Annotated in this window: 12 protein-coding genes; 5 read left to right on the forward strand and 7 right to left on the reverse strand. The window is 64.0% G+C overall.

All coding sequences use genetic code 11. The annotated features are described in order from the left end of the window. The first annotated feature begins 13 nt into the window (after window positions 1-13). On the forward strand, window positions 14-397 hold the full coding sequence (locus tag M3330_RS04530) for a transposase (protein ID WP_255027156.1): 384 nt from the start codon (window positions 14-16) through the stop codon (window positions 395-397). 390 nt (window positions 398-787) lie between these two features. Here M3330_RS04530 and M3330_RS04535 read toward each other — a convergent pair whose 3' ends face one another. The 4 genes from M3330_RS04535 to M3330_RS04550 form a co-directional block, all read right to left on the reverse strand. Further along, complete coding sequence (locus tag M3330_RS04535; protein ID WP_255027158.1) at window positions 788-3406, reverse strand: DUF3320 domain-containing protein; 2619 nt, start codon at window positions 3404-3406, stop codon at window positions 788-790. A 249-nt stretch (window positions 3407-3655) separates the two neighbouring features. Further along, complete coding sequence (locus M3330_RS04540; protein ID WP_204650704.1) at window positions 3656-4540, reverse strand: IS3 family transposase; 885 nt, start codon at window positions 4538-4540, stop codon at window positions 3656-3658. Further along, window positions 4537-4830 carry a transposase gene (locus M3330_RS04545; RefSeq protein ID WP_006898371.1) on the reverse strand — a complete coding sequence of 98 codons (294 nt, stop codon included), beginning with the start codon at window positions 4828-4830 and terminating at the stop codon, window positions 4537-4539. The genes M3330_RS04540 and M3330_RS04545 overlap by 4 nt, the downstream gene beginning before the upstream one ends. Then, window positions 4779-8756 carry a DUF4011 domain-containing protein gene (locus M3330_RS04550; protein WP_255027160.1) on the reverse strand — a complete coding sequence of 1326 codons (3978 nt, stop codon included), beginning with the start codon at window positions 8754-8756 and terminating at the stop codon, window positions 4779-4781. Before M3330_RS04550 ends, M3330_RS04545 begins: the two co-directional genes overlap by 52 nt. Window positions 8757-9176: 420 nt before the next feature. Here M3330_RS04550 and M3330_RS04555 point away from each other — a divergent pair, with 420 nt between their 5' ends. The 3 genes from M3330_RS04555 to M3330_RS04565 all read left to right on the forward strand — a co-directional run bounded on the left by M3330_RS04555 (window position 9177) and on the right by M3330_RS04565 (window position 13910). Continuing rightward, window positions 9177-10895 (forward strand): alpha/beta-hydrolase family protein, encoded by a 1719-nt coding sequence (locus M3330_RS04555; RefSeq protein WP_255027162.1) that lies wholly within the window; start codon window positions 9177-9179, stop codon window positions 10893-10895. A gap of 109 nt (window positions 10896-11004) precedes the next feature. Beyond that, the gene (locus M3330_RS04560) at window positions 11005-12741 is read left to right on the forward strand and encodes an alpha/beta-hydrolase family protein (RefSeq protein WP_255027164.1); all 1737 of its coding nucleotides are present in this window, start codon (window positions 11005-11007) and stop codon (window positions 12739-12741) included. A 179-nt stretch (window positions 12742-12920) separates the two neighbouring features. Then, complete coding sequence (locus tag M3330_RS04565) at window positions 12921-13910, forward strand: linear amide C-N hydrolase (RefSeq protein ID WP_255027166.1); 990 nt, start codon at window positions 12921-12923, stop codon at window positions 13908-13910. A 90-nt stretch (window positions 13911-14000) separates the two neighbouring features. On the opposite strand, the gene M3330_RS04570 is transcribed toward M3330_RS04565, so the two are convergent. Together M3330_RS04570 and M3330_RS04575 are read right to left on the reverse strand one after the other, a co-directional pair. Next, a complete protein-coding gene (locus M3330_RS04570) occupies window positions 14001-18344 on the reverse strand; it encodes an AAA domain-containing protein (protein ID WP_255027168.1) in 4344 nt (1447 codons plus the stop codon). Between the two features lie 213 nt (window positions 18345-18557). Beyond that, window positions 18558-19763 (reverse strand): glutamate dehydrogenase, encoded by a 1206-nt coding sequence (locus M3330_RS04575; protein WP_255027170.1) that lies wholly within the window; start codon window positions 19761-19763, stop codon window positions 18558-18560. A gap of 175 nt (window positions 19764-19938) precedes the next feature. On the opposite strand from M3330_RS04575, the gene M3330_RS04580 reads away from it, so the two are divergent. Continuing rightward, window positions 19939-20850: a LysR family transcriptional regulator gene (locus M3330_RS04580; protein ID WP_024103548.1), complete on the forward strand. Its 912-nt coding sequence runs from the start codon at window positions 19939-19941 to the stop codon at window positions 20848-20850. Window positions 20851-20874: 24 nt separating this feature from the next. Here M3330_RS04580 and M3330_RS04585 read toward each other — a convergent pair whose 3' ends face one another. After that, window positions 20875-23673 carry an aconitate hydratase gene (locus M3330_RS04585; RefSeq protein WP_255027171.1) on the reverse strand — a complete coding sequence of 933 codons (2799 nt, stop codon included), beginning with the start codon at window positions 23671-23673 and terminating at the stop codon, window positions 20875-20877. Between the last annotated feature and the right edge of the window lie 30 nt (window positions 23674-23703).

Raw genomic sequence — 23703 nt, forward strand, 5'->3', positions numbered from 1 at the left:
CGAACGAGCCAGGATGCTCGTCGGCCTGAAAGGCTACGTCACCAATCTCCCTGTCTCGTTGATGGATCCAGGAGAGGTGATCGGCAAGTATCACGAGTTGTGGCATGTCGAGCAGTCGTTTCGAATGTCGAAAACGGATCTGCGGGCCCGGCCGATTTTCCACCGCACCAAGGACGCGATCGAGGCGCACCTGACCGTGGTGTTTACGGCGTTGGCCGTCTCTCGGGTGGTCCAGGAACGAAGTGGGCTCGCGATCGGCAAGGTGGTGAAACTGCTGCGGCCGCTGCGGTCGGCGACCATCGCGATCAACGGAACCCGACACACCTTTCCACCGCAGGTCGACGCCGACCTACAAGCCCTGCTCGACCGGATTTCAGGACCTGGACTCACGCACTAACGAAATGAGCCAACTCGGGCCACGACGAACGCGGGGTGGGGAGTCTTATCTGGCCATGAGTGCGGGCCTCGACCCGCCCGCCTGTGGGTACTATCTCACGGCTACTCCACCGTTCCGCATGGATGGGTTCACGTGTTGCCGCGAGGATTACGCATGCCGGTACCCTGCTTGTCCAGTTCTCGACTCAACTGCTCAGTCAAAGGTGCAAAAGCCACGTCTTCAAAGAAGTGTTGTAGCCGATACCTAGGTCGATGCCATGGTGACTTCGGTGCGACTCCAACCTCGCAATTGCTTCGGACCTAGGAATCCTTGGTTAGGACGGAATAGCGATACGCGTCAAGCGCACCCCCCGTCAGACGACACTAGTCACCCCACATCCACACCATTTACCTAGGCAGTGTCGATAGAACCCGAAACCGCTGAGAACCCTTGTCCGTTTGTCACAATCGTTCCGGACTTGATCAAATCCTCGATATCGCTGTTCAGCAACATCTTGATATCCGAACCGAGTCGGGCCCAACCGAAGAACCTAGCAGTCTCGCGAAGCAACTCCGCCCTCGACAATCCTGGACAATCCTGGGCCAGTTTCTGAAGCACAAGCCGCCTTTCGATGGCCGGAACATGTCCCGCCTTTCGGACACATTGCGCTGTCGGAGTCCGCGCTACGCGCGTTTCACGTCCGGCTATGTCGTACGCCGTTCCATAAGAGACAATCTTCTCCTTCTTCAACAAGTTCTTCAGTACCGCGCGGATCGTCTTTTGGATGACCTGTCCTGATCTCGCCAACATCCACGCCGACCGAACGCGTGAAAGAATCAGTTCTTCCTCGATCGGTCCTTCTCGATCGACTACCGCAAGAACGACTTGGGTGACTGCCCGCGTGGACCGGTCATCCTGTAGATCGATCCAGTGATAACCGAGATCGTCTACCGCTTCCTGCCGGATCACTTGAAGCTCGGCGTCGCTCAGAAATGTGTACTCCGCGGCCCATTCCGGCGCGCCTTCCTCGACCGATACGAACTCCACCGCGCGCGTTGCCGGGGTGATTTCGGGCATCACCGCCGCAGTATCGGGCACCGTCGGCGATACCTCCAGCACATTCCTGTGACGCTCTGCCTGCACCACGTGTGGGTTCACCACACAGGCCTCTTCCACCGCCGCCTTCAGACGCGCGATAGCCTCACCACGACTCCGGTACCAATCGGTTCCCCATATTCTGTGGAGTTTCCATCCCAGGTCACGAAGAACCGATTCGCGCAGACGGTCCCGGTCACGCGCGGCTCTTGAGGAGTGATACATCACGCCATCACATTCGATACCCAGCGCGTATGTCCCTGGTGCCTCGGGATGACGAACAGCCATGTCGATTCGATATCCAGCAACGCCGACCTGAGGTTGGACCAAATACCCCATCTCCCTCAGGACGGTGATCACAGACTCCTCGAAGGGGCTCTCCGGCACCGCCTCAGGATCAGCAACCTGTGTGGCAAGAACGTTCGGACCGTGCTCCGCATACTCCAGGTAACGCTTCAAATGCTGCACACTCTTGTTCGCGCTGTCCGGCAGCTGGCTTCCGTGGAACGAGGCGACGACTTCCATGCGGCGCCGGGCACGGGTGACTGCGACGTTCAAGCGTCTCCATCCCCCGTCCCTATTGATCGGACCGAACTCGGATCGAAGGCGTCCCTGCGCGTCCGGTCCATATCCGATCGAGAGGATGATGACATCACGTTCATCGCCCTGAACGGTTTCCAGGTTCTTGATGAAGAAGCCATCCAAACGGTTGTCCGTGAAGTACCGCGATAGCCCCGGACGAGTCTTCAATGCTTTGTCGACCGCTTCCTCGATGGCCTCGGCCTGAACCTTCGACAGTGCAACGACACCGAGTGTCAGATGCGGCCGAGTTTCGAAGTGATGGATGACTCTCTGTGCGACATACGCAGCTTCAACCTGATTATCTCGCCGGCCGCCACGGTCGTAGATGCCGTCGACCTTGAAGAACTCGACACCGATGTCGTGTCCGTCCTCCCGAGATCCTGGGAAGGTCACCATCGAGTTCTCGTAGAACTCGTGATTGCTGAAAGCGATGAGATGCTCGTGCCGGCTTCGATAATGCCAACGGAGCGGCAGAGAACGCAGGATGCCGCTTGCTTTGCAGGTATCAAGGATGGACTCGAACCCTAGATCGTCGTCTTCCATCTCGTCTTCATCATCACTGTCATTTGCCGCGTTGAAGAAGGACGTAGGGGGAAGCTGCCGTGGGTCGCCCGCAACCACGAGCGCGTCCCCGCGATAGATCGAATTCACTGCATCTTGAGGGAGCACCTGCGATGCCTCGTCGAAAATGACCACATCGAACCTGAAGTCACTCGACAGGAATTGACTCACGGTAAGGGGGCTCATCATGAAACAAGGCTTGATGAGTTGCACTACATCTCGCGTTTCGTCGAGCAGCCGACGAACCGGCATGTGCCGGCGCTGCTTCATTGATTCGCGTCGCAACACGGCAGCTTGGCCGATTGTGGTCTTCCGTGGGCGTCTCGCATTGCATGCAGCGATCACCTCTCCATGTGCCGCCTCGACAAGCTCGCGGTCCAATTCCTGGAACCGAGCAACCAACTCGTCTCTATCCGCGCCTCGATGAGGCTTCAGACGACTGTCGGACGAAAAATGGTGCTCTACCCACGAGACCAACACCGCGCGCTCTACAGCCGCGGGGAATTCCTCTCCTGAGACACCTCGCTGTGCGAGTTGATACGGAAGGTCTCGAAGCCGATACATGTCCAGCACATTGAGAGCTTGGGTACATGTGACCCATGTTTCCGGCCCGTAGGGATCACTGGCCAGTCGATCGAGCACATTTGTCGCAGCTGTTAGAGACTCCACGATCTCGCTCTTGATCTCGTTGCGTCGTTTGGGTTTGAAACACTCGAGAAACTGATTTTTCTGGCGCTTCCAATCCTCCAGATACCGAGGCAACAAGTCGTCCTGCTCGATGGTGAGCAACATTTTCGCCGTAGGGATTTGCAGTGGCTTCGAAACACCCTCGTTGACCGCACGGCGCACTGCATGGGCCCATGCCATTGCATCCCGGATTTCAGCAGGCGTCGTACCGAATGCGTTGTACAGACCGCCCAGCAGTTCGCGATGCGCACGTTCATTGTCCGAGAATTCTTGCTCGAGACGCCGAGCCGCTGCGGCATTCGATACCCCAGCACGTGCTGACTTGGAGTGTTCCCGCTAAAGTGGCCACTGCAATTAAGCGGCGAGTTCGTATATGTCTCTGAATCCTAGTTCAAACTCGGCTGGTGTCAAATAGCCCAGTGTGGAATGTCGTCGGGCCCTATTGTAGTACTCCTCAATCCAGGTGAATGTGCTCTTTTTGAGTGCTTTTAGAGTGGGCCACGGGCGCGTGTGAATGAGTTCCTTCTTGTAGCTCGCGAAGAATGATTCTGCGACCGCGTTGTCGAAACAAATGCCAGTGCGCCCCAATGATCGTCGGATATTGTTTTTCGTGCAGTACTTATCGAAGTCGGTGGACGTGTATTGAGTTCCGCGATCGCTGTGGAATATGACTTTTCCGGGTGGTCGACGACGAGCGATGGCCATGTCCAGTGCGTCGGTGACCAGCTCGGTTCGCATGTGGTCGGCCACGGCCCATCCGACGACCATCCGGGAGTGCAGATCGATGACGGTGGCCAGGTACGCCCAGCCGTTCCAGGTCCGTACGTAAGTAATATCGCCGCACCATTTGGTGTTCGCCTCGGCCGCCGTGAAGTCGCGGCCGATGAGGTCAGGTGCCCCAACGGGGCTGTCTCCGGCGACGGTGGTGCGTTTCCACGCCTTCGGGTGGCGGCCTTCCAGACCTGCGACCTTCATGAGCCGCCACACCCGCTTGTGCGAGACCCGGTGGCCGCCGGCGGCGAGTTCCGCACGCATGCGCCGAACGCCGGGACGGCCGTTGAGGTGCTCGTAGTGGTACTCGATCAGCGCTGTTAACTCGTCGTCTCGGAGGTCTCGAGCTGAGCGCGACTTGCCGCGCCACTTGTAGTAGCCAGAAGTCGATACGCCGAGTTGAGCACACATGAACGTGACCGGATATGAATCGGATTCAGCCCAGTCCGCGATAGCCGCGAATTTCACCGCGGGTCTTTCGCGAACCAGGTCGCTACTTTTTTTGCGAACTCCACCTCCATCCGGGCGTGCTTCACTTCTTCGCGAAGGCGCTCGAGTTCCGCCCGCTCGTCCTCATTCAACGGGCGGTCAGACTCACCGTTTCCCTCGTCTCGAGTCTTCTTCACCCATTTCCCCAACGTCATCTCGTGAACGCCGATACTGCGTGCAACTTCGGCGATCGCACGGCCATCATCGATGACCAAACTTACCGCGTTGGCCTTGTACTCGGCAGTGAAGCTCCGACGAGTAGATCCCATAATCCGCTCCCTCTATCTTGGGGGAACTCACCGCTCATCTCCGGGTGTCCACCAGAGCGGGAACGGTCCAACTCTACGTTGAGCCGCCGATCGTCGACCACGCGCGATACGGTGCTGACGAGATCCAGCGCTTGGGTCAACGGGTCCAGATGCGCGTGCATCCAACTCGCAGCACTGCCAGCAGTGACTTCGAACAGGGCCGGACCCGACGGCCCCACGACTGCTTGTCGAACGTCGCCTTTCCAATTCGCGACCATCTTGCGCGCGTCTTCGGCTCGCTCCAGCCAGCCCTCGGGAACAGAACGTCCATCAGCAAGCGCCCATGCCATCTTGCTCCGGCGACCGAGGTCGTCGAGAACATCGGATGCGTAATGCGCGACGGACTCGGCAGCTCCCAGAGCAACGGACAAAGGTTCTACGTCCGGGTTGCCGTCCTGGGCGTAGCGACCGAGGAATTCGATCTGAGCGGAGGTGAGATGCCCTACCTCGTCATTCGTCAGGTCCTCGATCGCCTCACGCAACAGCCGACTCGCGGAGCGGGAGTCACTGGCGACCGCATCTACTACAGCCTCGAATGCTGTATCCAATCCGGTATAAAGCATTCCCAGAAGTTTCCGGTCCTCGCTCTCCGTGCTCAGAAACGTCGCGAGCTCATCCTGCGCGTGGTGCGCAGCCATCACAGCAGCCCGAGCACTGCCCAGCGTGTGTTCGCTGCCGTCCCCCCGGAAGCGACCGATGATTCGCAATACTTCGTCCATGAAATCGCACGCCAACGCGAGCGGCTCGAGGTGAGCCTGGACCCAGTAGGTAGTGCGCCCCAGTGACAGGCGAGCCAAGGCTGGTGCAATCTCGGACAATTCCCGAATTTCGAGAACGTGCGTCCACGCCTGGAGGTGTTTGTCGAGACGCCGGCTCGTACTGACAAGGGCGGAGTCCAATGCATCACCGTCTCCCAGTCGCTCACCCAGGATATTCCGCATCCTCGGATTCACAAGTAGGTTCGGCACGAGCTCGTGGATCGTCTCTGCATGAGTAAGAGCTGCCCGAAGCTGCTCAGTCCTGATTTCGAGAGCGTCAGCGTCCACGAAACGTCCGAGGAGGTTCTCGTAGGACGTGCACATGCGAGAATGTTCGCGATGTGCCGCTTGCCATTCCTGCGCCAGGTGCAAGGCATCGTAGAGGTCAGCCTTCCAGCTACCGTTCACCGTATGCCCAGCTATGACCTTCCGATCCGAACGCACCTGCCGCGAGAACAGCGCCCCGAATCCACGAGGACCCTCCGTCAGTCGTGTGATGACGTCAGAAAGATCGGGCACTTCTACGACCGATGGAAGAAAGAAGCCACCCGCTTCCTCCTTGACAGCTTGTAGGTGATCCACTGCTGATTCGATCCGCCCCACGGCTTCGTGGACCTGCACGAGCACATCGAGATCGAACCACTCCTTGAGGGCCCTGTCTCGACCAGCACTCCGGTGGACAAGTTCGATCAGTGTCCGCACATCTTCTATATTTTCGGGTTCGTTGCAACCAAGAATGTGAGCAAGCGACGTCGCGAGTTCATCGGCGTTCGCCAACCCTTCAACAGATTCGTCGAACACTTCCCTGATCCGACGAAGTTGTCTGCTGTTCCACCGTTCGAGATCCATTCCTGAGGGATCCAGGCTTGTGAGTGCAAGCTCGCCGCTCGACCGGCCGGCTACGAGCGAACGATCAAGCTGCTGCCATCTGCGTCCTGCTTCAGCCGAGGCCGACTCGATCGCCTGCTGCGTATTGTCCCGTCTGGTAAAGAAGCTCGTCAGTTTCTCACCCGTCAAAGCAGTCGCAATTTTCCGCGCCCTCAGCACGCCCTCTGGTACGAACCACCCCTCCAGCGGACGGTGGTCGACTAGAGAAAGCTCGGCGATCTTGCACACGATCTCTGCCTCATGCCCGTCACGGGGAGGGAACATGCCCAAGTCATCTGCTAGCGCCGAAATATGCAGGTGGGTCCGTTCCAGAGATTCGGATAGGCGCCGGAACTCGATGAGAGTGTTACGCAGGCTGTTCTCGTCGAGCGTGGCAAGGACGAGCCCCGTCGGCGTCAGTTCTCCAAGTGCACGCTCGGAGTTGCCCGCCTCCGACTCGAGTCGAAGGGGAAGCTCCCTCCAACGCTCACCGCCGGTCGAGTGAGCACCGGAGACGGCTTCGTGAACCGTTCCCAGCTCTTCCAGAAATCGGTCCACCACTTCCTCGACGTCGTCGACGAAATCCAGCGTGGTGAGCCACCACTGCGGAATGTCGAGACGCGACTTCACGAGTCGTAGCAACTGCAGGAACCGATCGACATCATGCTCGTTCGCGAGAGATAGTGTGCTCTCGGATATCTCGCGGTAGCGCTCAACCGCCGCAGTCAACACATGAAGTGCTGCCTGCGCCTGTTCGAGCGACGGCCGGATGTTCGTTGCCTCCGGACGGAGCTTCCGCCATGGGAACTGAGGATCAGCGACCGCTACCCAACCGCGAGCAACAGTCTCGGCCGCGTCAACGATCTTGGCCAAGTCACGACCGGTTAGCGCCTGCGAATTGAAACGACCCCCTTCCTCGGGTGAATCAACGTACGCAACAGGGGCATCGGCGAGATTTGCGATTCGGCCTATCGCATCATGCAGTGTACGCTGGAGCGGCCGACGCACCTCGTTCATAGCATCCGCGTACCCCGTAAGCAGTTCGCGTGCTCGCTCGATCTCTTCTTTCGTTCCATGTTCCAGTCGCGGAGCGCGCGGCTCCTCCTCCACTGCACGACCCAATTCCTTGGCAACGGCGGCACGACTCGTGGATTTGCTGTGCAACGCAAGTACGTACGAATCCAGACCGACTGAGTGAAGGCGATCGAGCACGACATCGAGCGCGGCCGCCTTCTCGCTGACAAAGAGCACACTTCGCCCTGCATGGATCAGCGCAGCGATCATGTTGGTGATGGTCTGGCTCTTGCCCGTCCCCGGCGGCCCATCCATGACGAATGAGTGCCCGGCGACCGCGGCAGCTACCGCTTGTCGCTGAGATGCGTCCGCATCCAGGACGAGCGGGCTGTCTTCCGGCGGAGAAAGCTCATCAATTCGGTCGAGTTCGATTTCCTCGAAATCGAAGCGGTCGGATGCCAGGTTGGCGCTGGGCCCGAGCGCCAACGCCTGAATCAGGTCACTGCGGACCACTTCAGCTTCGTTGTCCAAGAGATCCTGATACATGGATTCCTTGTGCGAAGCGAAGAGTCCCAGCACGACTCGATCGGAAACCGTCCACCCGCTCTTGCCGTCCACACAGGCTTCGACCGCCGTCAAGACAGCATCGATATCAGTAGGATCCAGTTCCGCAACAGGAGACCAGTCGATGTAGAACTGCTCCAGTTTGACCGGAAGTGCAGGATTGAGTTTCGGCTCCTCGTCTTCGTTCAACACAAGGCGGGTTCGCCCAGTCGATGTACGTTCGAGAAGGACCGGTACCAAGATCAGTGGGGCGTCACTCCCATTTTCTGCTCCGTCCTCTCGCCAGTTGAGCATTCCGAAGCCCAATTGCAGGGTCCAAATGCCGTAGTCATTGAAGACCTGGGTCGATCGTCGGCGAAGATTCTGAAGCGCCCGGTCGAGAGTGGGGGCGGTGGTCTTCTGCGTGACGATGCCTTCACCCTCGTGGTCGGCAACCGCCCGGGGACGGGCGCCTGCTTGAGGCTCCTCCTCCGGGAGCGGGGCAAAATCCCAACCGCGTTCGAGGCCAAGGAACAGCTCGTCGAGCGAAGGTTGCTTGATCTCCAGAGTCGCGGCTTGTGTATGACGAAAGTTCAGTAGTCGATTTCGGCCACTCAGATCTACCAACGACGTACGCCACCGACCGATAATGCTCTTCAACCGTTCGAGGTCGTTTTCATTGCCGAAGCTCGTCGGAGTCGTCACGCTGATCCTTGCTATCGATATCGTCGGGCTGGCTGCCTGCGAGCGGGAGCCAGGGGGTCCTACACGCCCGGTACTTCTGATGAGTTCGTCTGTTCTGCTCTACACGCTCACACTCGTATGCCCCGAACACGCACCGCCACATCAACCTCCCCGCCCTCGTCACTACAGGCAGCCGCCCGCACATCTCAGACATTCTTACCGTTCAGTCCGACAGGCGAGAAGGCGCCCTGCCATTCCGCAGTCCCTGTAACAAGATCGCCGATTACAGCGATGAACCAGGTCTCCTACCCGCGAATTGTCAGAGTCTGCCCGCAAGCGGAGTTGCAATGGTTTGGATGATTTGCACCTCGCATTCCTACGGTGTACCTGTAGGGAAGCGGACGTCAGGCCGTAGCGCTGCGTAGCAGTTACTGTCGCATCGTGACCGCTCCCGCCACGCCCCTCGAAATCGACGAGTCGAGTAAGAACACCCGACGCCACCTCTCCGTCTTCGGCCTCGACTTCGTCGGTCTCGTCGTCGCCCTGTTCTTCTTCGCGTGGAGCCTGAGTCCCTCCCTCATCCCCCGCGAGTGGTACTTCCAGGGACTCATCAGTGGCGTGACGGGCACCGTCGGCTACGGCATCGGTGTGCTCGTCGCGTTTCCCGCGCGGCGGTGGATCGCCCCGCGTCTCGCGTGGTGGCGCCGGCGCCATACGGTCCGCCGCATCGCCGAAGTGCTGGTCGCTCTCATCGCGGTGGGAACACTCCTGGGGAGTCTGCTCGCCGCGGCGGGATGGCAGAACGAAATCCGTGCCCTCATGGGTATCGAGACCACGACGGGCTTCGCGTATCTCCGCACCGGACTGGTGAGCGTCGCGGTCTTCGCTGCCCTCCTCTACATCGCACGCGGATTGCGGTGGGTCGGACGACGCTTCGCGGAGTTCCTCGCGACCCGCCTGCGTGTTCCGGTCGTCGCGGCCGGCGTTCTCGCACCGGTGATCCTCGTGCTCGCGGTGGTCGTGTTCGTCGACCAGGTTCTGCTCGCGAGCAGTTCTATGGCAGCACGCATCGTCTTCGCCGACGACAACAACAGCACCGACCCCGGTGTGGAGCAGCCCCAGATTCCTGAGCGGTCGGGCAGCCCGGCGTCGACGTCGTCGTGGGAGAGTCTCGGACGTCAGGGACGCACGTTCGTCGCCGGTGGGATGGACGCCGAGCAGTTGACCGAACTGAACGACGCTCCCGCTCTCGAACCCATACGGGTGTACGCGGGACTCGAAGCCGACGGCACCACCGATGAGCAGGTGCAGCTGATCCTCGACGAACTCGACCGCACGAAGGCGTGGGAGCGGGAGATCCTCGTCGTCGCCGGCACCACGGGAACCGGGTGGGTGAACCCGTTCGCCGCCGACTCGATCGAAGCGATCTACAACGGCAACTCGGCGATCGCCGCGATCCAGTATTCCTTCCTGCCGAGCTGGATCTCCTTCCTCGTCGACGGCTCCGCCGCCAAGGCCGCCGGCAACACACTGATCAACGGTGTCCACGAACGCTGGTCGCAACTGCCGGAGGACCAGCGACCCAAGCTCGTCGTCTACGGCGAGAGCCTCGGCTCGCAATCCGCCGAAGCCGCCTTCGACGACCTCACCGACATGCGCAGCCAGATCGACGGCGCGCTGTTCGTCGGACCGCCGAACTCGAACCAGCTGTGGCGCAGCATCGTCGACCATCGTGATCCCGGCAGCCCCGAGGTCCTGCCCGTCTACGAAGACGGCGTCGCGGTGCGGTTCGCCTCCGACCTGCAGACGCTCGAGGACCAGCAAGGACCGTGGAACGACCCGCGGGTCCTGTATCTGCAGCACGCGTCCGATCCGGTGGTGTGGTGGGGACCGGGACTGCTCTTCGAGCGACCCGACTGGCTCGCCGAACCTCCGGGCACGGATCGCTCACCGTCGATGCGGTGGTACCCCATCGTCACCTTCGCTCAGGTCGCAGCCGACATCATGGTCGGCACGTCGCCACCCGTCGGTCACGGCCACAACTACGAGGACCTCATCCCCTACGGCTGGGCCGCCGTGACGTCCCCAGAGGGGTGGACGCTCACCGACACGCAGCGGATCGCCGAGGCCGTCGAACAGTTGAACACCGCAGACGAGTAGTCGAACACGGCACGCTGCCCGAGGCTCTGCTAGCTTCTCCCCTACGGCTTCGCATTCCGACTCTTCGCCATGCCTTCCTGCGCCCTGGTACCGACGAAAGCGACCGCTGATGACCACGACCCTCGATACACAGCCCGCACCTCCTGAGCCATCCCCATCGTTCTCGGCTCGGCTGAAGGACGGGACCCTGAGGTGGCTGGGCCGGTTCCATCCGGTCGGCCTCGCCGTAGCGCTGCTGTTCTACTGCTGGTCGCTGTCGCCGTCCCTGCTTCCACGCCCCTGGTACCTGCAGGGTGTCGCGACCGGCATCAGCGTCATCACGGGCTACGGCATCGGCGTGCTCCTCGCGTGGATCGTCCGCAAGTGCGGCTTCGAGACGAACTGGTCGGCGACCGTCAAGAAGGTCGGTTGGTACCTGCTCGCAGCGGTCGCCGTCGTGGTGGTGCCGACCTTCCTCGTCCTCGGTTCGTGGTGGCAGGACATCAGCCGCGAACTCGTCGGGATGGAACCCGGCAGTAGCTGGGACTATCCGGGTGTGCTGCTCGTCGCCGTGGTGGTGGCGCTGCTCCTGCTCGTCATCGGCCGCGGTCTGCGGCACGTGGCGCAATGGGTCACCGGACTCGTCGTCCGCGTATTGCCGGCTCCCCTGGCGCGCATCGTGAGTGTCGTGCTGGTCGGGTTGATCGTGTTCTGGGCGGTGGAAGGTCTGCTGTCGGTGGAGATCGCGCGGATCGCCAACGGATCCGCGATGGCTGTGGACGAAGGCACTGCAGACGGGGTCGAGCAGCCGCAGGCAACGGAACGATCCGGGTCGGACGCGTCGCTCGAACCGTGGGATTCGCTGGGCCGTGAGGGCCGCACGTTCGTCGCAGGCGGTCCGTCTCCGGAGGAGATCACCGCGGTGACCGGGGAACCCGCGATGATGCCGATCCGCGTCTACGCCGGTTACCGCTCCCTCGACAGTCTCGACGGTTACACGGACTACGACGAGATGGAGGTGCTCGCCTCGCATGTCGTTGCCGAACTCGACCGCACCGGTGCCTTCGACCGCGAGTACCTCGCCGTGGCCACGACGACCGGTCGTGGCTGGGTCAACCAGGACGTCGCCGCCGCACTGGAATACCTCTCCGACGGCAACTCTGCCATCGCGGCCATGCAGTATTCGTTCCTCGCCAGTCCCCTGGCTTTCCTCGCCGATCGGGTCTCGCCCCGCAATGCAGGTCGCGCGTTGTTCGAGGCGGTGTACGCGCGGTGGAGTGTTCTCGATCCGGAAACCCGGCCGAAGTTACTCGTCTTCGGCGAATCACTGGGCTCGTACGGAGGTCAATCGGCCTTCGCCGGCGTGCAGGACATGATCACCCGAACCGACGGCGCACTGTGGGTGGGCACACCGAATTTCACGGAGCAATGGCGACGAATCACCGATTCGCGCGATCCCGGCAGCCGCGAAATTCTTCCGGTCATCTACGGTGGCCAGAACGTGCGATTCGCTGCGACTCCCGACGACCTCACCGATCTCGACGGCCTCCGCGACTGGGAATCTCCCCGCATCGTGTACTGGCAGCATCCCAGCGATCCGATCGTGTGGTGGTCCTCCCAACTGGTTCGGCACCGCCCGGACTGGTTGCGCGAGGAGCGCGGCGCCGACATCGACAAGGGGATGACGTGGATTCCGTTCGTGACGTTCTGGCAGGTCACGCTTGACATGGTGTTTGCCGCCGAAGTCCCCGGCGGGCACGGCCACGCCTACACGACCGAGGCGGGATTTTTCTGGGCGGACATTCTCGGCATCGAGGACGAGGTGCGCGTGAAGGCGGTCTTCGACGCACTGTCGTCGGACGGGTGACGAGAAGAATTCACCCTCCCGCCTAATCCGGCGAACCGAGTTTTCTCCAGATTTCTCGCACCACCTCGTGATACAACCTCGATATCGCTTGTGAATCGACACAGGAATGCGAACCGGAGTACGTCGATTCACGAGGAGATAATTCATCGACACGGATCTACCGCCTGAAGGTGGCGCATATGTGCACACGAGTTGTGTGGAACGGCCCGTCCGGTCAAGTGCTCGTGGGACGCAACATGGATTACCACCGCGAAACCGCCACCAATCTGTGGGCGCTCCCCCGTGGCATCACCCGCGACGACGGTGTCGGTGGACAACTCTCGTGGACCTCGAAGTACGGCAGTGTGGTCGCGGGCGCCTACGACATGATGACCGTCGACGGACTCAACGAGGCCGGCCTCGGCGGACACATCCTGTGGCTCACCGAATCGGACTACGGCACCCACGACAAGAGCCGACCCGCGCTCAGTGTCGCGGTGTGGATGCAGTACTTCCTCGACAACTTCGCGACCGTCGCCGAGGCCGTCGACTGGATCGAGAAGACCGGCGTGCAGGTCGTTCCGCTGGGCGACCCGGCGACCGGTGAGGTACCCGCCGTGCATCTCGCACTCGACGACGCGACCGGCGACTCCGCGATCATCGAATACCTCGACGGCACACCGACGGTCTGGCACAGCCGCGACTACGCCGTCATGACGAACTCTCCCGCCTACGGTGAACAGCTGGAACTGCTGAAGAAGGTGAAGGGATTCGGCGGTGACGCACCACTTCCCGGTACCGGCGATGCGTCCGACAGGTTCGCTCGCGCAGCGCATTACGTCGGCAGTCTGCCGGAACCGCAGAGCCAGGTGCAGGCGATCGCGGGCGTTCTCAGCGTGATCCGCAATGCCGCGCAGCCGTTCCGCGTGCCCGAACCCGGAAAACCGTATGCCTCGCAAACGATCTGGCAGACGGTGGCCGACCTCGCCGAGAAGCGCTACGTGTTCGAGTCGACGACGCGCCCCAACATCGTGTGGGTCGACCTGAGCGATCTCGACCTCTCGGAGGGCGCACCGGCGGGCAAGCTCGATCTCCTGGGCGACACGGCACTCGAAGGTGGCCTCGCGGGCAATGTCAGCGGCCGATTCGAGAAGTCGGATCCGCTGACGTTCATCGCGATGCCGTCATAGATCTGCACACGAAAGATCCCCGGAGGCCTTGCCTTCGGGGATCTTTCCCCATCCGATGGCCACCGCGAACGCTGGGGCGGCCGAGTCGTCTCAGTAGTCGCCGATCCCCGTCATCGTTCGTGTACCCGCATCCACGGTGTCGTCGACGACCGTTGCATCCACCCGGCCCGGCGTGATTCCGCGACGCTCCAGCTCCTCCCAGAGTCCTGACAGGGCCGCGACCGGGTCGAGGTAGTACTCCGATTCCCGGACCCGCCAGAACTTCCAACCGCTGCGGTGCAGTTCGCGCTCCCGCTCCAGATCGGCGCTCTGCCGTTCGGGGCTCGTGTGCCACTGTTCGTCGTCACAAGCAACTGCCAGCTTGCCTGCCGCCCCGGTCACGACCAGATCGATGAAGTGACCGTTCACCTCGACCCGCGGGTTCACGTGATAGCCGCGAGCGGCGACGTCGAGGAAGACGTCCTGCTGGAAGAGGCTGTCGAACGCTTCGTGCCGCTCGTCGCGCGTCACGCCGTCGGGCATCGGCTCGGCCGGCCGCGGGGACGTCGTCCGCATGTGGGTGAGCAGCGAGTACCGCAGGTCGGTGCGACGCAGCGTGTCGACTGTCCTCGAGTGGAACAGCCACAGCTGGTCCTGGGCACGCGAGGCCGCAACGTTGAAGCGTCGCTGGTATTCGGTCCGGGTCAACGCCGCGATGTTCTGTTCGGGCGCCACGACCATCGACAAGAACACCACGTTCCGCTCGTCGCCCTGGAAGTCCGGGGGCGTGCCGACGCGGAGCCTGCGTTCGTCCCACTGCTCCGGCGTGAGGCGGTCCAGCAGTTCGTTCTGGATGATGTCGACCTGCAACTGCCCCTGCAGCACCACGACACCGAAGGTCTTGCCGTCGTAGGCCGGGTCCTCGACGCACTTCACGAGCGTGTCGACCAGGGCATGTGCCTCGGCGTAGTTCGTCAGCGTCGAGTTCTGCCCGGTGACGGCCCCGTCCTCGACGAGCGTGGTGCGTAGCGGCTGCAGACGATCGGAGCCGTACTGCCGCATGGGGACCAGCGGGTCGTCGGCGTAGAACTGGTCGCTGGACCACGCGATGATCTCCGGCATCGACCGGAAGTGCTCGCGCAACCGGACGATGCTGCCGAACCTCGACCGTAGCAACGAGAACAGACTCGACCGCGGAGTGAAGCTGTCGCGCAGGTAGTTCGGGATGTCGGGCAGATACGAATCGAGGCGGCTGAACACCCCGTCGAGCGCACCGAGCGACACCGCGCTCGGTGCACACTGCTTGTCGTCGCCGACGACGATCACGCGCGGCGCCAGCCACAGCAAGAACAGGCTGCTGATGTCGGTCTGGCTCGCTTCGTCGACGATGACGACGTCGAACGAATTCTGTTCGGGCGGAATCGAAGCCAGCACCTGCTGCAGCGGCATCACCCAGGCCGGCACCGCCCCCTGCGCGACCTGCATGGCCTCGCGTGCCGCGGCCCGATAGCGCTCCGCGTAGCGGCCGGTGCCCTTACCGATGCTCGCGATGTGATCGCGGTACGAATGGAGCGCCTGCACCTGCTCGGCCGTGGTGCGGTCGAGACACGCGCTCCATGCCTTCTCCTCGACGAGTTCGGTCGTGAGTCGCGCGATGTCCTTCTCGAGTGCGTCGAGGTCGCGTTCGAACTGTCCGTCGTCGCTGCGCTCGTGGAAGCGTCGCACCCATTCGTCGGCGCGTCGCCACGCCCACGCCTCGTCGATGTCGGCGAGACGAACCGGCCAGGCCAGGCTCAACGGATTCTCCGCGAGGGCCTGAGCGAGTGCGGGTGCTGCGGTGGTCAGGCGCGCGTGGAGGGAGACGAGTTCCAGTTCCTCACGCTGCTCCCCCGCCGCCCGGTCCCACGCATCCAGGGCCGCGTTGATGGCGTCGAAGTCGGCGTCGTGGAAGGCGCGGGCCAGCGCGCGTCCTTCGGGCGACGCTCCCCCGGAGATCTGACTCCGCACGTACATGCCGATGGATTCGAGCCAGTTCTTACTCGCTTCGGCGGTGCCCGCGGCGGCGATGGTCCGTGCCGACTCGGCGGTGGACCGCGCCTGCTCGATGCTCGTGATCCGCGGCGCCCCCGGATGAACCTCGCGCAGTGCCGTTTCGACGTCGTGTACCCGCGCCACGAGATTGTCGACGATGGCACGGTCGCGGTCGAGGAACGCGAGGGTGCCGACCGCGCGGCTGCGCGACTCGTCGAGTTCGATGTCGATACCGAGGTCGCGGAGGACCACCCGCGCGACCCGGATCGCCTCGAGCGCACGAAGGTGTTCGGCGACGATGCGCGCCGTCTGGGCGGTGGTGGCGGCGACACCCTCGACGGTCGCGATCTCACCGAGCGCCTCGACGGCGGATTGCTCGTCGCTGCGCCGGAACCGGGTGAATCCGCTGCGCCACGTGTCGCCGGCCTCGAGCTTGCGGGCGAGCGCGTCGTACGCCTCGAAGGCCTGATGTCCCGTCACGGAGGTGTCCACCGAGCTGGCACCGACGATCCGGTCGGCCTCCTGCGCGGCCTGCACGAGCCTGGCGAGCTCGGCGGTCTTCCCCCACAGGTGCTGGGCCCGGCCCGACAGGACGTCGTCGGCGACGCGTTGGATTCGGGCGTCGAGCCGGTCCGCGTCCTCGAGGGCACCCTGCAGTTGCTCGCACAGGTCGCGGATGCGGCCGAGTGCTTCGAGCGATGCACCCTCGAGGACCCGCAACAGCCCCTGTGTCTCGCCGTTGGTCGTGCCGCTCGACGCCTGGGAGACGGCGGCGCACGCGTACTGCAGTTCCCTCTGGGTGGGCAGGGACAATTCGGGGAAGCGCTGCTGGCGACGGCGCGCGCGCTCGACGCTCGACCGCTGATGCAACGAGTGAAGGGTGACGAGTTCGTCGACCGTCAGCGGTGGGGTGTCGGTGAGCAGAGGCGCGGGCAACCACGCGTACTTGGATTCGTGCGCGCGGACCCGCCGGACGATCGACGCGGCCGTCCCCTCGTAGCCGGCGGCGACATCGGCGTGGGCCTCGGTCTCCTCCGCGCGCGCCTGCCGGATCTGTTCCATCAGCGTCGCGCGACGCTCGAGTGCGTCGTTGCGTTGCGTGGTGAGCTCGTCGATACGTTCCTGCGCGCGCCGAACGTTGAATTGTGCCTTGCGGATGGCGATTTCGCTGACACTGCGAGTGAGTTCGACCGTGCCGCCGTGCACCGGGTCGGTGACGGCCACGCACAGTTCCTGCAGCTCGGACGGGAGCTTCTCCCGGAGCACACGCAGCGCCTGCGCCTTCTCACTGGTGACCAGCACACGCTGCCCACGCGCGAGTAGCGCCGCGACGATATTGGCGATGGTGTGGGTCTTGCCCGTACCCGGCGGACCCTCGACCACGACACCGCTGTCGCCGGCGAGCCGGTCGATGATGTCGCGCTGTTCCTCGTTCGCGGGCAGCGGCAGCAACTGCTCCCCGGTGAACTCGGCCGACGGCGTGCCGATGCGGTCGAGCCACGCGACCCGGTCGGCCGGTTCGATCGCTTCGACGAGCTGCGCCAGCCCGAGCGGCACCGGATTCGACTCCTCGGCGGCCGCCTCGGTCATGCGGTTGTAGTACTCGATGAGCGCGTGCGCGCCACGCTTGCGCAGCACGAGGACCGGCGACGGCGTCACGAATGCATCCGACGACGACGCTTCGTCCGCACGATCGACGACGTCGACCGGCACGGTGAGCGCACGCTCGGCCCAGCTCTTCAAGAACGCGCGGGCCGCGGGGTCGAGGGGCGACGCAACCTGGGTGACGAGCGCATCGTGCAGTTCGCGGACACTCGTCGGGTCGAAGACCTCCAGTCCGGTGAGGAGCTGGACGTCTTCGAGCGACGGCCCCGCGCTGGGACTCAGCCGGACCACCAGGTCGCCGGAATCGCCCTGCCGCTCGATGAGCGCGGCTTGAGTGATCAGGTGCGTGTGGACCCGCGCGCCCGCCACACCCTCCGAGAGGTGCAGCAGACCCGACGCGACGACGAGTTCCAGCGATTCGGGCTGGTCCTCGAGGTCGAGCATGGCTCGCTGCAGGAAGGAATACAGATGCGAGGCGGCCTGCCGTTCGCGATCGACGACCGCCCACGTCCGCCATTCCGTCAGCCAGGCGTCGAGACCGTCGATGCCGATGGCCTGGGGGTCGAGTTCGGGCTCGACGGCGGAATCCGCGATGTCCCCGTGCACGTACTTCGCGAGCTCAGCGGGCGGGCGCGGGGGCTCTTCGAGCTGAACGCGACGCGCGCGCAGGACGATGTCGCCCGATGCGGCGTGGGCACGCAGGCCGGCCCTGATGTTTCCCTCCTCGAGGGACATCACGGCGCGGTGTTTGTCGACGACGCGGACGGGCGCGCTGCGGGCCTTGACGAGCTCGGCCAGGAAGGCAAGCAGGCGCTGCACGCGATCCCTCAATTCGGGTTCGCTCTCGCCTGACTCCACTTGCACTCCACTCACCCTTGCGGACGTCCTTCCACCCGTCCACGGAGACGGGCATGTCCACCTTAGAAGTCTTGGTCGACATGCGCGTTTCCGGACCCGGACGACGTCCACCGGCATTTCCGCCGATCCTCATCGAAAAGGCGCTGACCTGCAGAAATAAGTGAGGTGACAGTATCAGGGGATGGTGACCGTGCGCGAGGCCGTCGGCGCGTGGTTGGTCGCGCCGAGTTCGCGTGCCGTCTGCCGCGGCGGCACCCGATCGAGCGCCCACCGCTCGACCAGCAACGTGATCTTGGTCAGCATCTCGGTGCGCAGGCGCTGGAACGAATCCTCCGGATCGGTCCCCACCCACCCGAGGAGCACCCACCACGCCCACGCGACCGCGCCGGCGTTGGCGACGAAATCCGGGATCACCGGGATACCCCGTGCGGTGAGCACAGCTTCGGCGTCCGGTGTCGTCGCGGAGTTCGCGGCCTCGATGACGACCCGCCCGGCGACCCGGTCGACGTTCTCCGCCGTGATGGCGTAAGAGATGGCGGCGGGGACGAAGATGTCGGCGGGAATGCCGATCACCGCGTCGCGCGGCAGTTGTTCGACGTGCGACGGGACGCGGGACCGGTCGATCTCCCCGTACTCGTCGCGAAGGTCGAGCAGTGCCGGGATGTCCAGTCCGTCAGCGCAATACAGTGTTCCTGCGGCATCGGCGACGACGGTCACGCGCATGCCCGCTTCGTGCAGATACCAGGCGGCGCCGCCACCCATCGTGCCGATTCCCTGGATCGCGACGGTGGTCTCGACCGGTGCCCAGCGGTATGCGTTCGCGGTGGCGATGCAGGCCTGCGCGACGCCGTAACCACCGATCACGTCACCCAGCAGGAAGCCGCCGTCGACCGGCGCGTTCAGGGAGGTGCGTACCCGCTCCAAGGTGATCGCCGGGTCTGCCGCACGGTTGATCGCGGCGTGGAAGGACTGGTGCAGTCCCAGCCGCTCGAAGACCTCGTCGAGGAGGTGCTGGGGAACGCCCAGGTCCTCGGCGGTGACCCAGTGCGCGTTCAACCAGGGACGCATCGCCTGGCAGAAGCGCTGCAGCACATCGACGGCACGGGGGTCCTTCGGGTCGAAGTCGATCCCGCCCTTCGCGCCGCCCACCGGCAGGTCGAACACCGCGGTCTTCGCGGCCATGCCGCGCGCCAGGTCCTCGACCTCCGACATCGTGCACCCGGCCCGCATGCGGGTGCCACCGGTCGCCAGGTCGCCCACCAGGGTGTGGACGACGAGATAGCCGTGCGCACCTGTCATCGGGTCCGTCCAGGTGAGACGCAGGAAGGGTTCGTCCCTGCGGGTGTCCACCGCGTCGACGCGTGTTGCCATGGTGGTCATATGCGGTCCCCCGTTCGTCAGAGCCGTCGCTACGTCGATTCGGCCGGTGACGCCAGCGTGCCCGGGGGTGGCGCGGGGCGTCCAGTTACGAAACTCGAAGGTCGGAGTTCACGATTTCTACACAACGCGAGCTCACAGCGGTTGCAGGTCCCCGGGCGCGCCCTACGCTGACGGCATGGAGTTGTCCCTGCGCCGGTTACGGATGCTTCGAGAACTGCATCGCCGAGGCACCGTCACGGCCGCCGCACTCGCCCTGCATTACACCACCTCGGCTGTCTCGCAACAGCTCACCCAACTCGAACGGGACGTCGGCGCAACGCTTTTCGAGCGAAGGGGACGTCGGGTCCAGTTGACGGAGGCGGGCGTGCTGCTCGCCGAACACGCCGAGGAGATCCTGCAGTCGGTGGAGCGCGCGACGACCGCGCTCGAACAGACCCGCGACGGGGTCACCGCGCGCCTGACCGCCGGGGTATGGGCCTCCGTCGCATCCACTCTGATCCCCAGCGCGCTGGCATTGCTGGCCACCGAGCATCCCGGCATCGAGGTCCGCACGCGAGAGCTCGCCCCCGAGGAGACCGCCGGCGCCGTCCGTGACGGATCGCTGGACTTCTCGTTCGTCATCGAATACTCCGGCTACCCGATGTTGTGGGATCCGGAGCTGACCAAGGTGGTGATCGCGGTCGAGCGACTGCACGCCGCGGTGCCGCCCGGGACGGTGCCGGCGGGCACCATCGCACTCGCCGACCTCGCCGAGCATCCGTGGGTATTGGCCGGCCCGAACTCGCACTTCGGCCGCGCGGTGAGCCTCGCGTGTCAACGTGCGGGGTTCGAGCCGAGGATCAACCACGAGGTCGGTGAGCAGGCGACGGCGCTGGCGATGGTCGCTGCGGGGCTGGGTGTCACGCTCGTCTCCGATCTCGGGCTGACGTTGAGCTCACCCGGGGTCGAGGTGGTGGCGCTGACCGAACCGCTCGTGCGCACGATCTCCATCGCGCATCGCGGGGTCGCGTCGGAACGGCCGCCGCTGCGCCTCGTGATCGACGCGGTGCGCACCGCCGCAGCGGAACGGGGGCTCGCGGCGCAGTAGCCACGAGCCCCCGTCTGTCGCTGCCTACTGCGCGAGTTGCTTACGCAGCACGTACTTCAGGATTCCGCCGTGCTGGAAGTACTCGGCCTCGGCGGGGGTGTCGATGCGCACCGTCGCGTCGAACTCCGTGTCCCCCGCCTTCACATGCACGGTCTCGGGGATCTCGTCGCTGTCCGCCAGACCGGTGATGGTGAATTCCTCCTCCCCCGTCAGGCCGAGGCTCTGCGCCGACTCGCCCTCCGGGAACTGCAACGGCAGCACGCCCATACCGATGAGGTTGGAGCGGTGGATGCGCTCGTACGACTGCGCGATCACCGCGCGCACCCCCAACAGCAACGTGCCCTTGGCCGCCCAGTCACGCGACGAGCCCGACCCGTACTCCGCGCCCGCGAGCACGACCAGCGGTGTGCCGTCCTCCGCGTACTTCTGCGCGGCGTCGTAGATACTCATCTGCTCGTCGGTCGGCAGATAGCGGGTGACGCCACCCTCGACGTCCGGCACCAGTTGGTTACGCAGTCGGATGTTGGCGAAGGTGCCGCGAATCATCACCTCGTGGTTGCCGCGTCGCGACCCGTAGGAGTTGAAGTCGGCCTGCTCGACGCCGTGCTCCTGCAGGTAGCGACCCGCGGGGCTGTCGCGTCGGATCGCACCGGCCGGCGAGATGTGGTCGGTGGTCACGGAGTCGCCGAGCAGCGCGAGTACCCGCGCGCCCTCGATGTCGCGCAGCGGCTCGGGTTCCGACGACATGTCCTCGAAGTAGGGAGGACGTCGCACGTAGGTCGACTCGTCCTTCCATTCGAACACCTCGCTGTCGGGCACGTCGAGGTTCCGCCACGTCTCGTCACCGGTGTAGACGTCCTGGTAGCCGGTCTCGAACATCTCCGCACGCACCGCGTCGTCGATGACCTCCTGGATCTCCTGCGTCGTGGGCCAGATGTCGCGCAGGTAGACCTCGTTGCCCTCGCTGTCGGTGCCGAGCGGGTCATTGAAGAGGTCGACGAGCATCGACCCGGCCAGCGCATACGCGATCACCAGCGGCGGCGACGCGAGGAAATTCATCTTCGTCTGCGGATGGATGCGTCCCTCGAAATTGCGGTTGCCCGACAGCACGGCCGAGACGTTGACGTCGTGCTCGTCGATCGCGGCCGCGATCTCGTCGGGAAGCGGGCCGGAATTGCCGATGCAGGTCGTGCAGCCGTAACCGACGAGATTGAAGCCGAGCTTGTCGAGATAGGGCGTCAGACCCGAACGTTCGTAGTAGTCGGTGACGATCCGCGACCCCGGAGCCAGCGTGGTCTTCACCCACGGCTTGCTCCGCAGCCCCTTCTCCACGGCCTTCTTGGCGAGCAGCGCCGCACCGATCATCACCGACGGGTTCGACGTGTTCGTGCACGATGTGATCGCCGCGATCACCACATGTCCGTTGTCGAGTTCGAACTCGTCGCCGTCCCCGACCCGCACCGGGACCTTCTTCGACGGCGGCGCCGAGGTGTCGGCGTCGTCGGGCACCGGGTCGCGCGGCTCGTCGCGGGAGTCCTCGCTGCGCACCGACACCGGGTCGCTGGCAGGGAATGATTCGAGCACGCCCTCGTCGACACCCGAGTCCTGGACGCGGGAGACGACGTCGGGCACTTCCTCACCGTTGAGCAGCGAGGTCACGGCCTTCGGCGCGAGGGCGACGGGGATGCGGTCCTGCGGTCGCTTCGGGCCGGCGACGGACGGTCGCACCTTCGACAGATCCAGTTCGACGACCTCGCTGTAGTCGGGTTCGCGATCGGGGTCGTGCCACAGACCCTGTTCTTTCGCATACGCCTCGACGAGGCGGATCTGCCCCTCGTCGCGACCGGTGAGACGCAGGTAGTCGAGGGTCGCGTCGTCGATCGGGAAGATCGAGATCGTCGAGCCGTACTCGGGGCTCATGTTGCCGATGGTCGCGCGGTTGGCGAGCGGCACATTGGCGACACCGGGACCGAAGAACTCGACGAACTTGCCGACCACGCCTGTCTTGCGGAGCATCTCGGCGACGGTGAGCACGAGGTCGGTCGCCGTGGTGCCCTCCTGCAGTCCGCCGGTGAGCTTGAAGCCGACGACCTGCGGGATCAACATCGACGCCGGCTGGCCCAGCATCGCCGCCTCGGCTTCGATGCCGCCGACACCCCAGCCGACGACACCGAGGCCGTTGATCATGGGGGTGTGCGAGTCGGTGCCGACAAGCGAGTCGGGATAGGCGACGAGCCCGCCGTCCTCGTCCTCCCGCGTGAAGACGACGCGGGCCAGGTACTCGAGGTTCACCTGATGGCAGATGCCGGTGCCGGGCGGGACCACCTTGAAGTCGTCGAACGCTCCCTGCGCCCAGCGCAGTAGCTCATAACGTTCGCGGTTGCGCTGGAACTCGAGGTCGGTGTTGATCCGAAAGGCGTCCTCGGTGCCGAAGACGTCGGCGATCACCGAGTGGTCGATGACCAACTCGGTGGGGATCAGCGGGTTGATGCGCTTCGGGTCGCCACCCTGCTGGGTCATGGCGTCGCGCATCGCGACGAGGTCCACGACGCACGGCACGCCGGTGAAGTCCTGCATGAGAACGCGTGCCGGGGAGAACTGGATCTCCGGGTTGTGCGTCGACTTCGGATCCCAACCCGCGACGGCCTCGATCTGCTCCCGGGTGACCAGTCGCCCGTCCTCGGTGCGCAGCAGGTTCTCCAGCAGGACCTTGAGGCTGTAGGGCAGTCGCTCCGAACCCTGGACCTTGTCGATGCGATAGATCCGATAGTCGGTGTCGTCGACCTTCAGGGTGTCGCGTGCGCCGAAACTGTCGTCACTCATGAACGTGCCTCCCGACTGCGATGTTTCCGG

It is taken from the genome of Rhodococcus sp. GA1, assembly GCF_024321955.1.
Taxonomy (GTDB): domain Bacteria; phylum Actinomycetota; class Actinomycetes; order Mycobacteriales; family Mycobacteriaceae; genus Rhodococcus; species Rhodococcus pyridinivorans.